This window comes from Oscillibacter acetigenes (assembly GCF_025567605.1).
In the GTDB taxonomy this organism is placed as follows: domain Bacteria; phylum Bacillota; class Clostridia; order Oscillospirales; family Oscillospiraceae; genus Oscillibacter; species Oscillibacter welbionis.
This window is the reverse complement of record NZ_JAOQKG010000004.1, coordinates 265,498-281,077: the sequence shown is the minus strand read 5'-3', so window position 1 is coordinate 281,077 and position 15,580 is coordinate 265,498. Positions and strand designations below refer to the sequence as shown.

The 15,580-nt window shown below is 63.3% G+C and carries 13 protein-coding genes and 1 riboswitch; of the genes, 6 read left to right on the top strand and 7 right to left on the bottom strand.

Annotation, left to right across the window (positions count from 1 at the left end; translation table 11 throughout):
- Positions 1-4 precede the first annotated feature (4 nt).
- On the bottom strand, positions 5-1,021 hold the full coding sequence (locus tag OCV80_RS10185; protein WP_021750108.1) for a glycosyltransferase family 2 protein: 1,017 nt from the start codon (positions 1,019-1,021) through the stop codon (positions 5-7).
- Positions 1,022-1,194: 173 nt separating this feature from the next.
- On the opposite strand from OCV80_RS10185, the gene OCV80_RS10180 reads away from it, so the two are divergent.
- On the top strand, positions 1,195-1,620 hold the full coding sequence (locus OCV80_RS10180) for a DUF2383 domain-containing protein (protein ID WP_021750107.1): 426 nt from the start codon (positions 1,195-1,197) through the stop codon (positions 1,618-1,620).
- A gap of 53 nt (positions 1,621-1,673) precedes the next feature.
- Here OCV80_RS10180 and OCV80_RS10175 read toward each other — a convergent pair whose 3' ends face one another.
- Positions 1,674-2,228 carry a hypothetical protein gene (locus tag OCV80_RS10175; RefSeq protein ID WP_119311134.1) on the bottom strand — a complete coding sequence of 185 codons (555 nt, stop codon included), beginning with the start codon at positions 2,226-2,228 and terminating at the stop codon, positions 1,674-1,676.
- A gap of 171 nt (positions 2,229-2,399) precedes the next feature.
- On the opposite strand from OCV80_RS10175, the gene OCV80_RS10170 reads away from it, so the two are divergent.
- The gene (locus OCV80_RS10170) at positions 2,400-2,846 is read left to right on the top strand and encodes a GNAT family N-acetyltransferase (RefSeq protein WP_119311135.1); all 447 of its coding nucleotides are present in this window, start codon (positions 2,400-2,402) and stop codon (positions 2,844-2,846) included.
- Between the two features lie 75 nt (positions 2,847-2,921).
- On the opposite strand, the gene metK is transcribed toward OCV80_RS10170, so the two are convergent.
- A complete protein-coding gene (gene metK, locus OCV80_RS10165) occupies positions 2,922-4,109 on the bottom strand; it encodes a methionine adenosyltransferase (RefSeq protein WP_021750104.1) in 1,188 nt (395 codons plus the stop codon).
- A gap of 93 nt (positions 4,110-4,202) precedes the next feature.
- Positions 4,203-4,297, bottom strand: a riboswitch (SAM riboswitch).
- Between the two features lie 199 nt (positions 4,298-4,496).
- On the opposite strand from metK, the gene OCV80_RS10160 reads away from it, so the two are divergent.
- From OCV80_RS10160 to OCV80_RS10145, 4 genes are all read left to right on the top strand, one after another.
- Positions 4,497-5,363 (top strand): rhomboid family intramembrane serine protease, encoded by an 867-nt coding sequence (locus OCV80_RS10160; RefSeq protein ID WP_025544114.1) that lies wholly within the window; start codon positions 4,497-4,499, stop codon positions 5,361-5,363.
- A gap of 133 nt (positions 5,364-5,496) precedes the next feature.
- Positions 5,497-10,314, top strand: a complete 4,818-nt coding sequence (locus tag OCV80_RS10155) for a nicotinate-nicotinamide nucleotide adenylyltransferase (RefSeq protein WP_119311136.1) — start codon at positions 5,497-5,499, stop codon at positions 10,312-10,314.
- A 39-nt stretch (positions 10,315-10,353) separates the two neighbouring features.
- The gene (locus OCV80_RS10150) at positions 10,354-11,604 is read left to right on the top strand and encodes a Rossmann-fold NAD(P)-binding domain-containing protein (protein WP_119311137.1); all 1,251 of its coding nucleotides are present in this window, start codon (positions 10,354-10,356) and stop codon (positions 11,602-11,604) included.
- Between the two features lie 103 nt (positions 11,605-11,707).
- Positions 11,708-12,766 carry an NAD(P)H-dependent oxidoreductase gene (locus OCV80_RS10145; RefSeq protein WP_136890728.1) on the top strand — a complete coding sequence of 353 codons (1,059 nt, stop codon included), beginning with the start codon at positions 11,708-11,710 and terminating at the stop codon, positions 12,764-12,766.
- Between the two features lie 31 nt (positions 12,767-12,797).
- Here the strand turns inward: OCV80_RS10145 and OCV80_RS10140 are convergent, their stop codons facing one another.
- From OCV80_RS10140 to OCV80_RS10125, 4 genes are all read right to left on the bottom strand, one after another.
- On the bottom strand, positions 12,798-13,454 hold the full coding sequence (locus tag OCV80_RS10140) for a hypothetical protein (protein WP_021750098.1): 657 nt from the start codon (positions 13,452-13,454) through the stop codon (positions 12,798-12,800).
- Positions 13,451-14,185, bottom strand: a complete 735-nt coding sequence (locus OCV80_RS10135; protein WP_021750097.1) for a permease prefix domain 1-containing protein — start codon at positions 14,183-14,185, stop codon at positions 13,451-13,453. The genes OCV80_RS10140 and OCV80_RS10135 overlap by 4 nt, the downstream gene beginning before the upstream one ends.
- A 1-nt stretch (position 14,186) precedes the next feature.
- Positions 14,187-14,528 (bottom strand): PadR family transcriptional regulator, encoded by a 342-nt coding sequence (locus tag OCV80_RS10130; RefSeq protein WP_136890729.1) that lies wholly within the window; start codon positions 14,526-14,528, stop codon positions 14,187-14,189.
- Positions 14,529-14,643: 115 nt separating this feature from the next.
- Complete coding sequence (locus tag OCV80_RS10125) at positions 14,644-15,564, bottom strand: DUF3298 and DUF4163 domain-containing protein (protein ID WP_119311140.1); 921 nt, start codon at positions 15,562-15,564, stop codon at positions 14,644-14,646.
- Positions 15,565-15,580: the final 16 nt, after the last annotated feature.

The window sequence follows — 15,580 nt, the reverse complement described above, 5'->3', positions numbered from 1 at the left end:
TTCTTCAGATGCGGTTTTTGATCCGGTACAGCTGGGAGAGCAGCCAGAAGCGGCCCCCCCGCACCAGCTTTGCTGCCAACTGCTTGTTGCGGCTCATGCCGGCGGGCGACAGCGTCCGGATGGCGTGGGCCATATCCGGCCGCGCACACAGGGCCTGGATGGTCTCCTGCCGCTGCCGGAGGGTCTTGGGATTGCCCGGGGCGTACTCGTTGCCGATGGCGATCAACAGCCCGGCCCAGTTGGAGTTCTCCCGCCACTGGGGGCGGCCGGGCGTCAGGCCGTACCGGGCGGCCAAGTCCTCCTTCCGCTCCATGAAGCGGCCGAAGACCTGCTGGAAGTCCTTCATATACTTGTGGGTGGCGGAGGCCGGATTCTGGAGATAGCGGTACAGGGGCGTCTCCGTCACCGCCAGGCGCCGGGCGTTGCAGAAATACTCCATCAGGAACAGCTCGTCTTCCAGATAGGCGCCCTCATAGCGGAGATGGAGTCTGTCAAAAATCTCTGCGGAGAACAGATAGCGCCAGATGAATCCATTGAACACCGGCTGGGCCAGCCGGTCCCCCAGCAGGGGATTGACGATTTTCTCCCGGATAGCGTCGGCGTCGTAGATCCCGGCGGGCAGCACCGGCTCCGGCGTCTCGCTGCCATCAGGCCACAGGTTCAGGTGCGCACAGGCGGCGGTATCCGCCCCGGCCCGCTCCCGCAGGTTCCACAGCGTCTCCAGGCACTGGGGCTCGTACTGATCGTCGGAGTCCAGAAAGGCGATATAGGTCCCCCGGACATGGTCAAGGCCCACATTCCGGGTCTCGCTGACGCCGCTGTTGCGCTCCTTGTGGAACACCCGGATGCGGTCATCCTCCCGGGCCAGCTCATCGCAGAGAGCCGGGGAGCCGTCGGTGCAGCCGTCATCCACCAGCAGCAGCTCCCAGTCGGAAAAGGTCTGCCGCCGCACGCTCTCCACGCAGTCTCTGAGAAATTTCTCCGCCTGATAGACAGGCACAATGACGGAAATGCTGGGCATAGACAGCCTCCTTGCGCCCTCCGGCGCCTCTCTTCAGTCTGCGGCGCGGAAACTCCGGCGCCCTCCCCCCAGAATCTGGGGCTCTTACACGGAGCTATTGTACCCGATTTCCCTGGGAAGGTCAACGTCTTTTCCCGGAAAAGCCGGGCATACTAGGAGCGAGGTGATCCAATATGAACGATATCGAGCTGCTCCAATACGTCCATGAGACGGCGGAGATGGGCATTGAGGGGCTAAACAGCCTGGACGGGCAGGTCCGGGATGACAGCCTGCGGCGGGTTCTGAGCCAGCAGGGCGCCGAGTACCGCCAGATCGCGGATCAGGCGGAGCGCCTGCTCCGGTCTCTGGGAGAGGAGCCCAGGGACCCAGGCCTTCTGGCCAAGGTGTCCGCAGAGGTCATGTCCACTTTCAAAACGCTGGCAGACCCCTCTGCATCCAACATCGCGGAGATGGTCATTCAGGGAAACACCATGGGGGCCACCAAAAGTACCCGGCATCTGGGGGACTACGCCGGTGGAAACCGTGAGATCCGAAATCTCGCGGAGCGGCTGCTGCACACCGAGGAAGCCAACGCCGCCCAGATGAAGCAGTTCCTGTAACACACCCGGCGCAAAGCAGAGGAGGAGCCTCCTACGGGAGGCTCCTCCTCTGTTCAAAGGACCGGCAGCAGATCTTCCCCATTCAGAAAACGCTCCTCCGCCTCCTGGATAGGGATCTGCCGCTGATTCAGTCTGCGCACCAGCTGCTCTACCTCTGCCTGTTCCCTTCCCGGCAGCAGGACCACCAGATGTCGCTCCGGTTCCCAGGATTCGCCGCTGAATCCGAATCGCCGGGGGTGCCGGGTCTCCAGAACCTGATAGCGCACCTGCGGCCGCACCGCCTTGCGCCGGCGCCAGATCGACAAGGCCAGCACCCGGACCAGATCCTTCGGCGTGGGCTTTTCCCGCAGCACGCGTTGAAAGAGCTTCTGCAGCTCCGCCCGGTCTCCGCAGTCCCAGATGTCCTCCGCCGCCCGGGAGAGGGCCTTTGCCAGGGTGTCCTTTTCCTTTTCACTGTATCTCTGCGCCTCCGGATACAGCGTCTCCATGGAGAAGGTGCCCGGCATACGGGGGATGGCAGCCTTGACCAGGCAGCACAGGTCGTAATAGCAGTCCCGGCTCAGTTTCCCACTGATTTTTTCCACTGTCCGCAGGATATCTTCATCCATCCGAAACCGTCTCCTCTCCTCTTCAATTCATACATAGCATATCAAAAATCGCAGGTTTTTGAAATAGATTCGACACATTCGGACTCTTTTAGACAAATTACGGCACCCCGGACTTGACAATCCGGAGGAAATGTGCTCTTCTACCCGTATCAGAGACAGGGAGGCGCAGGCATGGATATTCGCAGAATCGAGTCGGGCAAGCGGGACTTTCTCCCCCTCCTGCTGCTGGGAGACGAACAGGAGGACATGATCGACCGCTATCTGGACCGCGGAACGCTGTTGGCGCTGTACGATGGCGGACTTCGCGCCGTATGCGTGGTGACCAAGGAGGCGCCGGGCGTGTTCGAGATCAAAAATCTGGCCGTGGAGCCGGCCTTTCAGCGCCAGGGCTACGGCCGGGCCATGGTTCGGCATGTGGCCGGCGCCTGCCGGACCGCCGGAGGGACATGCCTCCTGGTGGGCACCGGGGACAGTGCCCTCACCCTCCCCTTCTACCGGGCCTGCGGGTTCCGGGAAAGCCACCGGGTCCCCAATTTCTTCCTTCAATTTTACGACCACCCCATATACGAAGGGGGGCGGCTTTTGTCGGACATGGTATATTTGTCCATGGAGCTTTGAGCGGAAAAGGCGGCGCTGCTGAAAATCAGCGGCGCCGCCTGTATCATACCGTTTGATTCAGTTTTGGAAAAGGCTTCACGCCTCTGCGGCGGCCTTCAGAGCCTCCGTGCGGTCAGTTTTCTCCCAGGTCACGCCCAGGTCCTCCCGGCCCATGTGGCCGTAGGCCGCCAGCTTGCGGTAGATGGGCTTGCGCAGGTCCAGGTCCCGGATGATGGCCGTGGGCCGCAGGTCAAACACCTTGCGGACGGCAGTCTCCAGCCTGTCGTCTCCCACCGTACCGGTGCCGAAAGTGTCCACCAGCACACTCACCGGCTGGGCCACGCCGATGGCGTAGGCCAACTGCACCTGGCAGCGGCGGGCAAGGCCCGCGGCCACGATGTTCTTGGCCACGTACCGGGCGGCGTAGGCCGCGGAGCGGTCCACCTTGGTGGGATCCTTGCCGGAAAAGCAGCCGCCGCCGTGGGGGGCGCTGCCGCCGTAGGTATCCACGATGATCTTCCGGCCGGTGAGGCCGGAATCCGCCGCCGGGCCGCCCTTGACGAAACGGCCGGTGGGGTTCACGTAATACTTTGTGTTCTCGTCCAGCATGTCCGCGGGGATCACGGCCTTGGCCACCTGCTCGATCATGTCCTTCCGGATCTGCTCCAGGGAGACATCGGGGTCGTGCTGGGTGGAGATGACCACTGTATCCACCCGGACAGGGCGGTTGTGCTCGTCATACTCCACGGTGACCTGACTCTTGCCGTCGGGCCGCATATAGGGCACCTGGCCGCTCTTGCGGACCTCCGCCATGCGCTTGCACAGCTTCTGTGCCAGGGACAGGGGCAGGGGCATCAGTTCCGGCGTCTCGTCGCAGGCGTAGCCGAACATCATGCCCTGGTCACCGGCGCCGTTGCTCAGCTCGCTGTCGGTGCCCTCCTTGTTCTCCAAGGATTTGTCCACGCCCATGGCGATGTCGGCGGACTGCTCGTCGATAGAGGTAACCACGGCACAGGTGTCGCAGTCAAAGCCGTACTTGCCCCGGTCATAGCCAATGTCCCGGACCACCTCCCGGGCGATGTGGGCGATGTCCACATAGCAGCTGGTGGTGATCTCGCCCATCACGTGGATCAATCCGGTGCAGGCCGTGGTCTCGCAGGCCACGCGGCCGTTGGGGTCCTGCTCCAGAATGGCGTCCAGGACGGCGTCGGAGATCTGGTCGCAGACCTTGTCGGGGTGGCCCTCCGTTACGGACTCGGAGGTGAAGAGATAGTGTCTTGCCATAGTACAGGTTCCTTTCTGAGCACTGACCTCATCAAGGGGCGAAAAAAATGTGCGTTTCGACGGCGAAACGCACAAACGGATTTGGTTGCTTGCTCCTCATCTGTCGATCACCGCCGGATTTGGCACCTTGTCATAAGCAGGTTGCCGTGGGTTCATCGGGCCGTTCCCTCCGCCACTCTTGATAAGGGTAATAAAATTGTCCCTATTATCTTATCAGGTTTTTCCCGTTTGTCAATACGGTTTTTCCGGTTTTGCGGAGAAATCCGTCGCCCCGTCGGAAAACTGCGCAGATGTTCCGCCTGTTCAAAAATTATACATGACTTTTTTCCTCTGATCGGGTATAATGGATATCGCTTGTATATTTGAAATGTTCTGGAGGGCTTCACCGTGAGAAAACTCTGCGACAGCGTGGACCGCTTTTGCCTGCAGCATCCCCGCTTCGGCATTCCGAACCTGATGAAGTTTCTGGTGGGGATCATGGCCGTGGTATTTGTGCTGGACCTGTTCTCCAATGGCTATGCCAGCTATATGCTGTACTTCAACGCAGAGCTCGTTCTGCAGGGAGAGCTGTGGCGGCTGGTCACCTGGATGTTCCTGCCCACCAACGGCTCTCTGTTCTGGATCTTCATCAGCCTGTCCTTCTACTACTTCATCGGCACCTCCATTGAGGAGTACTGGGGCACCGCCAAGTTCACCCTGTTCTATCTGGCCTGCGCCGTGCTGATGGTGGTATTCGGCATGATCAGCATACTGTGGTCCCCGCTTCCCGTTGTCAGCAGCGGCAATCTCAACCAGATCCTGTTCCTGGCCTTTGCTACCCTGTACCCTGACGCGCTGATCCGCGTCTATCTGATCCTGCCAGTCAAGGCCAAGTGGCTGGCGGCGTTGTATGTGCTGCTGACCCTGTATGACCTGCTCCGTTCCGGTATGTGGGCGGCGCTGTTCACACTGCCCCAGCTGCTGGCCGTCTGGCTGGTGTATCTGGTGTTCTTCTGGGACAGGATCGGGGACCTTCTGCGGGAGTTCGGCTTTGCCGTCCGCCATCAGAACTCCCACCAGACCATCCAGTTCAAGTCCGCAGTGAAGCAGCAGCGGAAGAAGGCCCAGCAGCAGGGCTACCGCCACAAGTGCGAGGTCTGCGGCCGCACAGATACGGACTTTCCGGACCTGCAGTTCCGCTATTGCTCCAAGTGCGCGGGCTACCACTGCTTCTGTGAGGACCACATCTTCAACCACACACATTTTACGCAGTGAGCGTTTCCGCGGTCTCCGCCCATCGGGGCGGGGACCGCTTTTTTGACACGGCCCCTGAGATTTCTCTTCCTTCCGGCCCACAAATGCGGTATACTGAAAAAAACGACACCAGAGGAAAAGGGAGACGATACCCATGGAACGACAACTGGGAAAGCCCCTGCATATTCAGGCGGCGGAGGCCTTTGAATCGCCCGCGTTTCTTCAGAAGCTGGGAATGGCCCGCGCCGACGCGGAGCGTATCTTCGGCGGCGCCGACTGGCACCAGCTGCTCCGGGATCTAGTGCCCATCCGGGGCCGGATCTCCTGCGCCGACGCCCTGGCGGCCTTCCGCCCCCTGCTGGACCAGGTGGCGCCGGATCCCGCTGAGGGATGGCTGTCCTACGCCTACCAGGTGGCCCGGGCGCTGCTGTATCCGGCGTCGGACCCCGGACATACCTCCGCCCAGTGGGATGGAGCGCTGTGCTTTCTGCAGCTGCTCCAGGTCCTGTTTGACGCGGAGCGGACCTGCCTGCCCTTTGACTTCTGGCTGGACTTTGAATTCTGCACGGAGGAGGAACTCTCCCACAGCGGTGTGGCGGAGGAGTACCGCCGCTTCTGCTACCGGTTCCGGGAGGAATACATCTATGAGATGCTCCGCCTGAGCCGGGAGGTCACATCCTTCCGCACCCTGGAGCACATCGCCGGCGTCCACTATGTGTCCATGCGGGTGGCCCGGGCCTTCTGCGCCTCCGGCGGACTCATCGACCTGGGGCTGATCTCCGGAGCCGCCCTGGGCCACGACCTGGGCAAATTCGGCTGCAAGCCCGGGGAACGGGTGCCCTACCTGCACTATTACTACACCGACCAGTGGTTCACCCGCCGGGGACTAACGGCCCTGGGCCACATCGCGGCCAACCACTCCGTCTGGGATTTGGAGATCGAGAACCTGTCCTCGGAGTCCCTGACGCTGGTGTACGCGGACTTCCGGGTGAAGCAGACCTATGGGGAAGACCGCCGGGAGATCCCCTGCCTCTACTCCCTGCAGGAGGCCTTTGACGTCATCCTCAGCAAGCTGGACAATGTGGACGATGCCAAGCGCCTGCGCTACCGCTATGTCTACGCCAAGCTGCGGGACTTTGAGGACTATCTCATCTCCTTTGGGGTGGACACCACCCTCCGCACCGCCGGCGGCCCCGCCCGCCCGGCCAAAAATGCTGCCCTGCTGAACACGGACGAGGTGGTGACCGCTCTGCGGCGTACCGCCGTGGACCACAATATCCGCCTGATGCACCGGCTGGGCCATGAGCAGCTCTTCGGCAACACTCTGGAGGCCGCCCGGGGCGAAAAGAACCCCGCCCGGCTCCAGGCATACGTCTCCATTTTTGAGGAGTATTTCACCTACTGGAACGCCTCTCAGAAGCAGCAGACCCTGGACTTTCTGTATGAGCTGCTGCTGATCCCGGACGGAGACATCCGCCGCCGGGCCGCCGCCCTCATCGGACGCATCCTGGCCGCCTTCCGCCTGGGCTATCAGAAGGAGCCCCCGGCCGACGCCCCGCCGGACCCGGAGGAAGACCTGCCCTTCCAGCTGTGGGCGGAGTACCTGGAAAAGCTCATCGACCCGGACCGGCGGCTGACGCCCCGGCAGATCAGCATGATCCGCTATCAGGCCAAGACTGCGGCGGACGCGCTGCTGATGAACTGCTCCGACGCCGACGCCCCCCGCTTTGCCGGGGAGCTGTTCCGCCACTACCGCCGCCCGGAACTGGTGGACGCCGATGCGGCCTTTGCCCTGCTGGACACGGTGCTGAGCCTGCCGCTGGACCGGGTATCCGCCGAGGATCTGCACGTGCTGACCGGCTTTTCCGTCTGGTGGCTGGAACGGGGCGGCCTGCCCCAGAAGGCCGCCGCCCTGCGGCTGTTCCACCACCTGCTGACGGCCCTGGACCCCAATGGCCGGGACGCCGCGGCCATCACTGCCGCCGTGGAGGCAGCGGATTGCCAGGGAAGCACGCCGCTGCTGTTTCTCCAGGCCCGCCTGGGAGAGCGGCTGGGCCTGGATGTCTCCATCCAGCGGTCCCTGTTGGACCGGCAGGACGTTGTGAGCAATGTGTTTCTGGACAACCTGAAGACTGCGACCCACTGGGTTCTGAAGGCCGTGGGCGTGGAGTACCTGCTGGGTCAGGTGGAACAGGGAGACCGCGCCAACGTGCTCCACATCGCCACCCACTTCTCCAACCTGATGAAGGTCAGTGAGAATATCGTGGTCCGCCGGCTGGCGGGCGCTTCCCTGCTGGCCATTGCTCCGGCCCTGACGCCGGACCGCCGGAACGAGGTGGCCGTGGAGCTTTCCAAGGTGCTGGAGACCGGGCAGACGGAGATCTCCCAGTACATCCCCCAGTACCTGGGCCAGTTTGCCCTGTGGCTGACGCCCAGGGAACTGGACGAGATCGTGGATCAGATGCAGATCCTCCTCTCCTCCGCCAACACCGTGGTGGTGGCCGCCGCCCTGGCCACTGTGGGCGCCATGCTGGAGCATTATGCCATATACGCCCAGCGGTTCCACGAGTCCCGGGAGGTACTGGAACGCCGCTGGCGGCGGCTGGCAGGCCTGCTGTTGAAGGGCCTGGCCTCTTATCGTCAGAGCGTGCGGCAGGAGGCGCTGCAGATCCTGGGCGAGCGGCTCTTCGCCTCACAGACCCTCTCCTACGAGGGGAAGGCTGCCCTCTTCACCCTGATGGCCAAGAAGATCCTCTTCCTGCTGGGAGAGCAGCCGGAACAGGAGCTGAGCTTCTTCTACACCGCCGCCGCCCTCTCCCACATCTACCGCTTCATCGTCTCCTATCAGATTGAAAGCGGAGACTTCCCATTCTACATGCCGGGAAGGGCCGCCTTCTTTCCCGGCACCTTCGACCCCTTCTCCCTGAGCCATAAGGGCATCGTCCAGGAGATCCGGGACCTGGGGATGGAGGTGTATCTGGCCATCGACGAGTTCTCCTGGTCCAAGAAGGCGCAGCCCTCCCTGGTGCGGAGGCAGATCGTCAGCATGTCCGTGGCGGACGAGTTCGACGTGTACCTCTTCCCCCACGACATCCCAGTGAACCTGGCCACGCCGGAGGACCTGGACCGGCTGCGGGAGGTCTTTTCCGGCCGGGAGCTGTACCTGGCGGTGGGCTCGGACGTGGTAGCCAACGCCTCCTCCTACAAGGCGGCACCGGTGCCGGGGTCCGTCCACTCCATGAACCACATCGTCTTCCGCCGCTCCAGCGACGCGGAGGGACGGGAGATCGACGCAGATCTGGGCTGCATCTCCGGCCGCATCATCCAGCTGCAGCTGCCCACCCATCTGGAAGACATCAGCTCCACCCGCATCCGGGAGAACATCGACCTGGGACGGGACATCTCCACCCTCATTGACCCGGTGGTACAGGACTTCATCTACCGCAACAGCCTCTATCTCCGGGAGCCCCAGTACAAGCGGATCCTCCGGGCGGGGGATCTGGAGTTCTCCCACATCTCCCAGCCGGACCGGCACCTGTGGGAGGAGTTGACGGAGGTACCGCTTCAGGGGCGGGAGCAGCCGCCGGAGATCGACCCCAGGGACGGCCTCTGCATCCTGCGGGACGCGGGATCCCGCCCCCGGGTGCTGGGTTTTCTGACCCTGCGGACCGTGAACTCCGGCGGGCTGTATGAGGCCCTGGGGGACACGGAGCTGGCGGACTATGTCCGCAAGCACACGGCGGGGCGGGTTCAGCTGCTCACCGGACTTTACACCGCCCGCGGCTCCAGCGGCAGCTATGATGTGGGCCAGCTGCTGATGACAGAGGCCCTCTCCCGCTCCCTGGGAGCGGACTGCAGCTATGCCGTGTGGCACGCCACTGCGTCGGAGGAGACGCTGGACCTGCTGGAGAGGCAAGGCTTTGTCCCGGCGGAGCTGCCCAGCGCAAAGCCCCTGCTGCTGGTGGATATGCGCTCTCCCTCCGTACTGCTGCAGAACATCCCCACCACGCTGAAGGAGCCTTTCTCCTCCGACCGTACCGTGCTGGCGGCGGTCCGCGCCGCCCACTGCCGGATGCAGCGGGCTCTCACCGGCCTGTATCCGGGTTCTCTGATCCTGTCCCTGAACGCGGAGGTCATTTACCACCGTCTGGTGCGGAAGATCGTGGACCTGAACGGCGTCCCGGCGGAGCCCACAGTGCCCCGGGTACTGGGTCCCAAGATGTGCGTACCCTTCGGCAAGATCCTGCGGGGCAATGCCATCCCCAACACCGTCACCAAGACCATCCACACCGACAAGGTCTTTGCCAGGGACCTCACCTCCTTCGACATCGAGAATTTCCCCGGCTACGCGCCGCTGGAGAGCCAGATCCGCACCATCCACTCCTTCCGCCGGCCGGTGATCCTGGTGGACGACCTGCTCCACTCCGGCAACCGGATCCGGGCGCTGGATCCCCTCTTCCGGCAGGAGGGTGTGGTCATCGACCGGGTGCTGGTGGGCCTGCTGTCCGGCCGCGGACGGGATCTGATGGCCGCCAAGGGCCGCAGTGTGGACAGCGTCTATTTCATTCCGAATATGCGTTCTTGGTTTGTGGAGTCCACCATGTACCCCTTCATCGGCGGCGACACTGTGGGGCATGAGGAGCCCTCCGTCCCCGGCCTGACCCCAGCGGTGAACCTGATCCTGCCCTACGCCTTCCCCCGCTTCTACCGGGAGTGCGGACGGGAGGCGGTGTTCCGTTTCTCCTGTGCCTGCCTGGAGAACGCCCGGGACATCCTGCTGGCCCTGGAGACCACCTTCCGGGAGCGGTACGCCCGCAACCTCACCCTCTCCCGCCTCAGTGAGGCGGTGATCCTGCCCCTCTCCCCGGACAAGGGCAGCTGTATGCACTATGACCCCAGTCTTCCTGCCTCCGTATTTCTGCAGAACGACCTGGAGATGCTGTTGCGGATGCGGAACGTCCTCCAATCCTGACCGCGGGCCTGGCGCGCCATCCAGGCGAAAGGAGCCCTTATGTATTACTACCGCCACGGGGAGGTCATCTTCGCCTCTCTGCTGCCGGACCTCCCCCTGGAGCCGGCGAAGCGTCCCTCCGCAGGGACGCCCAGCCTCTTCCTCATCGACCGGGACCCGATTCGCAGCCGGTCCTCCTTCTGCGTCTCAGACCCCCGGCAGCTCACTGCGGAGACGGAGGATGTGACCTGGCTAGACCCCTCCCGGATGGGCGTTCCGGTCCCCTCCCTGCCCAAACGCCTCCAGCACACCATCGACGCCCGGCTGCTGCGGGCGGTTAACATCCGCCACCCCCGCTGGGCTGACTTTACCAAGGCGTCCGCCATGCATCTGCCAAGCCGCCTGCGGGTGAATCTGCTGGCGGTAGGAGATGTGGGCAGCACCCTTTTGACGGCGCTGAAGCTCCTGGGAGGCGACTGTATTGAGAGCATCGGTATCTGCGACCTGAATCAGAAGACTGTGGCCCGCTGGGTCACGGAGATGGAGCAGGTATCCTGGCCCTGGGACTACGACGCTCTTCCGGCAGTGGAGCCGGTAGCGGCCGGGGACTTGTTCCGCTGTGATGTGTTCCTCTTCGCCGCCACTCGCGGCGTTCCTCCGGTGGGAGGCGGTGTCCGGGACGTGCGGATGGCCCAGTTCGGCGCCAACCGGCCGCTGGTGGAGGACTACGCCCGGCAGGCCCGGCAGGCGGGATTCCGGGGACTCTTTATTGTACTGTCCGACCCGGTGGATCCCCTGTGCAAGGCGGCGTATCTGGCCTCCAACCAGGGTCCCGACGGCCAGTGGGACGGGCAGGGGCTTCGGGCGGAACAGATCCAGGGCTTCGGACTGGGGGTCATGAACGCCCGTGCGGCCTATTTTGCCAAGCAGGATCCCCGGTTCCGCAGCTTCCTGCTGGATGGCCGCAGCTATGGCCCTCATGGTCAGGGGCTGGTGATCGCCAACTCCCTCTCCCATTATGATGACGGCCTCTCCCGGGAGCTGACGGAGCTGGTGGCCACCGCCAATCTGCGGATCCGGGAGCTGGGCTTCAAGCCCTATGTGGCCCCTGCCATTTCCTCCGGCGCCATGCAGCTGCTGCTGACGCTCCGCCGGAGCTGGCATTGCAGCTCGGTGGCTCTGGGGGGGATCTGGTTCGGCGTCCGCAACCGTTTAACCGCCGCCGGTCTGGAAATCGAGACTGCCTCTTTGCCCACACCGCTGTTCGAGCGGCTGCGGGAAACCCAGACGCTTCTGCGGGAGATCATTTAGCGGGCGGCTGCCGCTGCGTTTCATCATACCGGCCGCTGCACGCCGCTTTGCCCCGCGCACCGGGCGGGTGCTCGGCCGGAATGCAGCCGGATGCAGGAAGGAGATGATCGGCATATCTGAAGAACTGACGGTGATCCGCCCCGGCGGGGCGCTCTCCCCCCGGTGCGCCGGAGTGCTGGAGGCGGCCCTGGTGGGGCGGCAGGCAGAGGTGCTATCCCGCCTGGAGGGTCCGCTGACGGGACGGCGGCTCCTGTTTGTCGTCTCCCTGGATGAGGGCGGCGTGAACCGCGGGTTCTATGACCTGCTGGCCCATCTCCGCACCCATCCAAACTGCCTGGACCGCTGCGTGGGGAGCGTGCTGGTGGACGCCCCCGGCGATCTGTACACCAAGGCAGCGGGCCGGGACCTGGTGCTGGCCGCCAACCTTGCGGGCTGCGCCTTTGTGGGTCGCCCTCTGGTGGAAGGCACTGGCGATCTGCGGAACTTCACGGTCCAGGCCCGAAACGCTGGCTGTTCTTTGGAAGCGGCCTACCATCTGGCGACGGCGGATCTGGTGGAGCGGGTGCTGGCCTTCTCCCGCCCCCGGCTGGAGCGGCCGAAGCTGCTGGCCCTCCACGCCTCCAGCCGGGCCACCTCCAACACCCTGGCCCTGTGGGGGCTGGTGCGGACCCGGCTGGAGGAACGCTGTGACATCACGGAGATCTGCCTGCGGAACGGCACGCTGGAGGACTGTGCCGGCTGCCCCTACACCACCTGCCTCCACTTCGGAGAACAGGGCGGGTGCTTCTACGGCGGCGTCATGGTCCAGGAGGTCTACCCCGCCATCCGGGAGGCGGACGCGCTGGTGCTGCTGTGCCCCAATTACAACGACGCTCTGTCCGCCAACCTGACGGCAGCCATCAACCGGCTGACGGCCCTGTACCGCACCACCTCCTTTGCGGACAAGGCGGTGTTCGCCATCGTGGTGTCCGGCTACTCCGGCGGTGACATCGTGGCCTGTCAGGCGGCGGGAGCCATGAACATGAACAAGGGCTTCTGGCTGCCGGCGAACTTCTGCCTGCTGGAGACCGCCAACGACAAGGGCGAGGCCCTGGCCCTGCCGGGGATTCAGGACCGGGCGGATCGGTTCGCGGAGAATATGTTATGTCAGCTTGCATACTAGAAGAAGGCACGCCTTTCGGCGTGCCTTCTTCTCAGCCGTAGCCGCTGTATGTACAACATTCGATGTCGAACTCCGCCGCAATTCTTCCTTCCGCGTCATAGGCAATCATGACCGGATAGCAAACCGCTTCCGGCGACTGTTCCAATGGCAGGGGCTCCATAATCCAGAAAAATGTCCGGTCCCGTCCGGTGACAAAGTCCTCCTGCTCCACGGTCAAGCGGCGAAGCTCACTGCGTACCGCTTTTCCCTGGTCGTACTCCTCCTGCTGAATGCTGATCACCACTGTCTCGATTGCGGGGTCATTGATCTGTCCAAAATAGCAGCCCAGTACCTTGTCATCATGGCTGATCTGATGATAGCCCGCATATATGGGTTCCTCGCCGGTGCAGTCCACCGTAGCTCCGAACATCGTCTCCCAGCCCAGCGGACTGAGATGGGTATCTCCCAGCATCACAGCGCGCTCGTTTTCCATCAGGTAGAAAAGATGTGTTTTATAGAGCGACGGCTCCCACTTCCGCTCAACGACCCAGGCCCTGCCGATCCCCTCATGTTCCGCCTCCCGCCGGACAGCCTGAATCGGGAGCAGGGCGATACCAAAAATATGATCCACAAGCAGCAAACTCACCAGTGCCAGCAGCACCCGCCACAGGGCCTGCCGTTTCCGGGAGGGCAGCTTTTTCCGTCTCATAATCCCTCCTGTTCCGGCAGGGGCAGTTCCAGACGGATCTGCTCGTCAAATGCCTCAAAGCGCAGTACGACGTATGTATCCTCCGGGGAGAGGCGCACATAGCAGGAGCCATATTCTACCCTCCAGTTTCCCCGTCCGCTTCCCTTCGGAGGGTCTCTCCTTCCTCCCGGCGTTTCCAGCCAGGTTTGCTCCATCAGCCGTCTGGACACAATGCCGCCGGGAATTCGATCATACGCACACAGCTGAACTTCCGCCTCCCACACACCTGGGGTATCATCCGCCTGCCCTATGCTGATCCGGTAAACCCGCAGGATGTCGTTTCCAACTGGAATGCGGATATCCAACCGCTCCGTTGCTGCCACAGCGGTATATGCAGACGGTTCATTCGGATAAATACGGGCGGAGATGCTATCAATAACCATCCCCAATATTCCCAGGGCCAGCAGAGCCTGAGCGCACAGCACCACTGTCAGCACCACCGCCGCCCGGCTCACCAGCACCCAGCCCCAGCCGGTGTATTGCCTGTTCAGCTCCCGTCCCACCTCATCTGGCTCTCCCATGGCGGCGATGGCCCGCTCTTCTGCCAGCTCCTCGTCATACCCCAGCTCCCGCAGGGCCTCCATGTGGTCCTCGATGTGGCCGTCCAGCTCCGACCGAATGGCCTCCCGCTCCTTCTCCGTCACACGGCGCAGGGACGAAAGCACCCGGTCCGTATAATCCCGCCTGTCCATATCATGCCGGGTCCAGCCCCGGACAGGCCTGGAGCACCGCATTCACCGCGCCGGAGTAGGTCTGCCAGGCGGCAGCCTCCTCCCGCAGCACCGCCGCCCCCCGGCGGGTAAGGCGGTAGTATTTCCGCATCCGGCCGGTGGGGGCCTCCTGCTGATACGCCTCCACCGCCCCGTCCCGCTCCAGGCCGTGGAGCACCGGGTACAGCGTCCCCTCCTTCATCTCAAAGGTGTGGTCGGATCTGCGGGCCAGCTCCACGATCATCTGGTAACCGTACATATCCTCCCCCGCCAGCAGGGACAGCACCAGCAGCTGGGCGTGGTCCATGGTCTGCTTTTTTGCCATCGGGCACCTCCTGTCCAGGCAACATACCTAGAATTACTATGCCTTTAGTATACATAGTAATTCTAGGTATGTCAATTACAAAAAACGCGCGCCTGCCCGGCGCGCGCTTTTTTCCTCAATTCTTCCCGATCCCCAGCAGATCCCGGCCATGGCTGTTCAAATGCGGCGCCAGCTGCTCGTAGGACAGCCGGAACTCCTGCGGCCCCATGGCGTAACAGGCAATCTCATAGGGGGAGAAGGCCACTGTCATCCCCTCCTCATTGAAGGAGACCGCGTAGCTGCTCCAGTTTGCGGCAATGTCCTGATAGTCCTCCCAGTAGCCGGCCTCCACGGCGGCTTCCGGCGTCATGTCGATCTGGCGGATGATCTCGTCCCGGACCGCGTCCAGAAATATCTGCCCGTCCGCTGCCAGAATCTCAGGCGCGAAGAACTGGCCCGTCATCAGGTCGAAGTTCCAGGCCAGCAGTACCGTGTTGGGGTGGGCCCCGCCGGTATAGCTGTAATACTCCGCCTGGATGCACACCATCTGCTCCGTCTGATAGACAGAACAGTCCAGCTCCAGCGTGTAGGGTGTCCAATTCCCACCGGACTCCGTCCGAAAGGCCAGCTCCTCCTCTGCCCAAGCCGTCACCTCGTCAAAGCCATCCGCCCCGGCCCAGTCGCGGAACCGGCTGTTGAAGGCCTCCGCCCTCTCCAGGGCCGCCGTCTCCGCCGGGGAGGCCGCCTCCGTCAGCACAGTGCCGTCCGGCAGGGTCACGGTCATCTCCGGAAGCTCATAGGAGCGCACAGCCAAAGTCGTGCCGTCCGCCGCCGCGGCGCTGTCCTCCAGCGTCTTCAGAACCACCGTGTAGGTCAAGGGCTCGGATGCAGCCTGAGTGAAGGTGGCCGCGCCCGTCATCGTGCCGCTGTCCGGCTGCTTCTGTTCCGGGACGGCAATCTCCTGCGATGCAGCCGTGGGCTCCTCCGTCTCCGGAACGGGGGCTGCGCAGGCTGTCAGCATACACAGCAGCAAAAGCAGGGCGATCATCCGTTTCATAGGGGTTGCTCCTTTC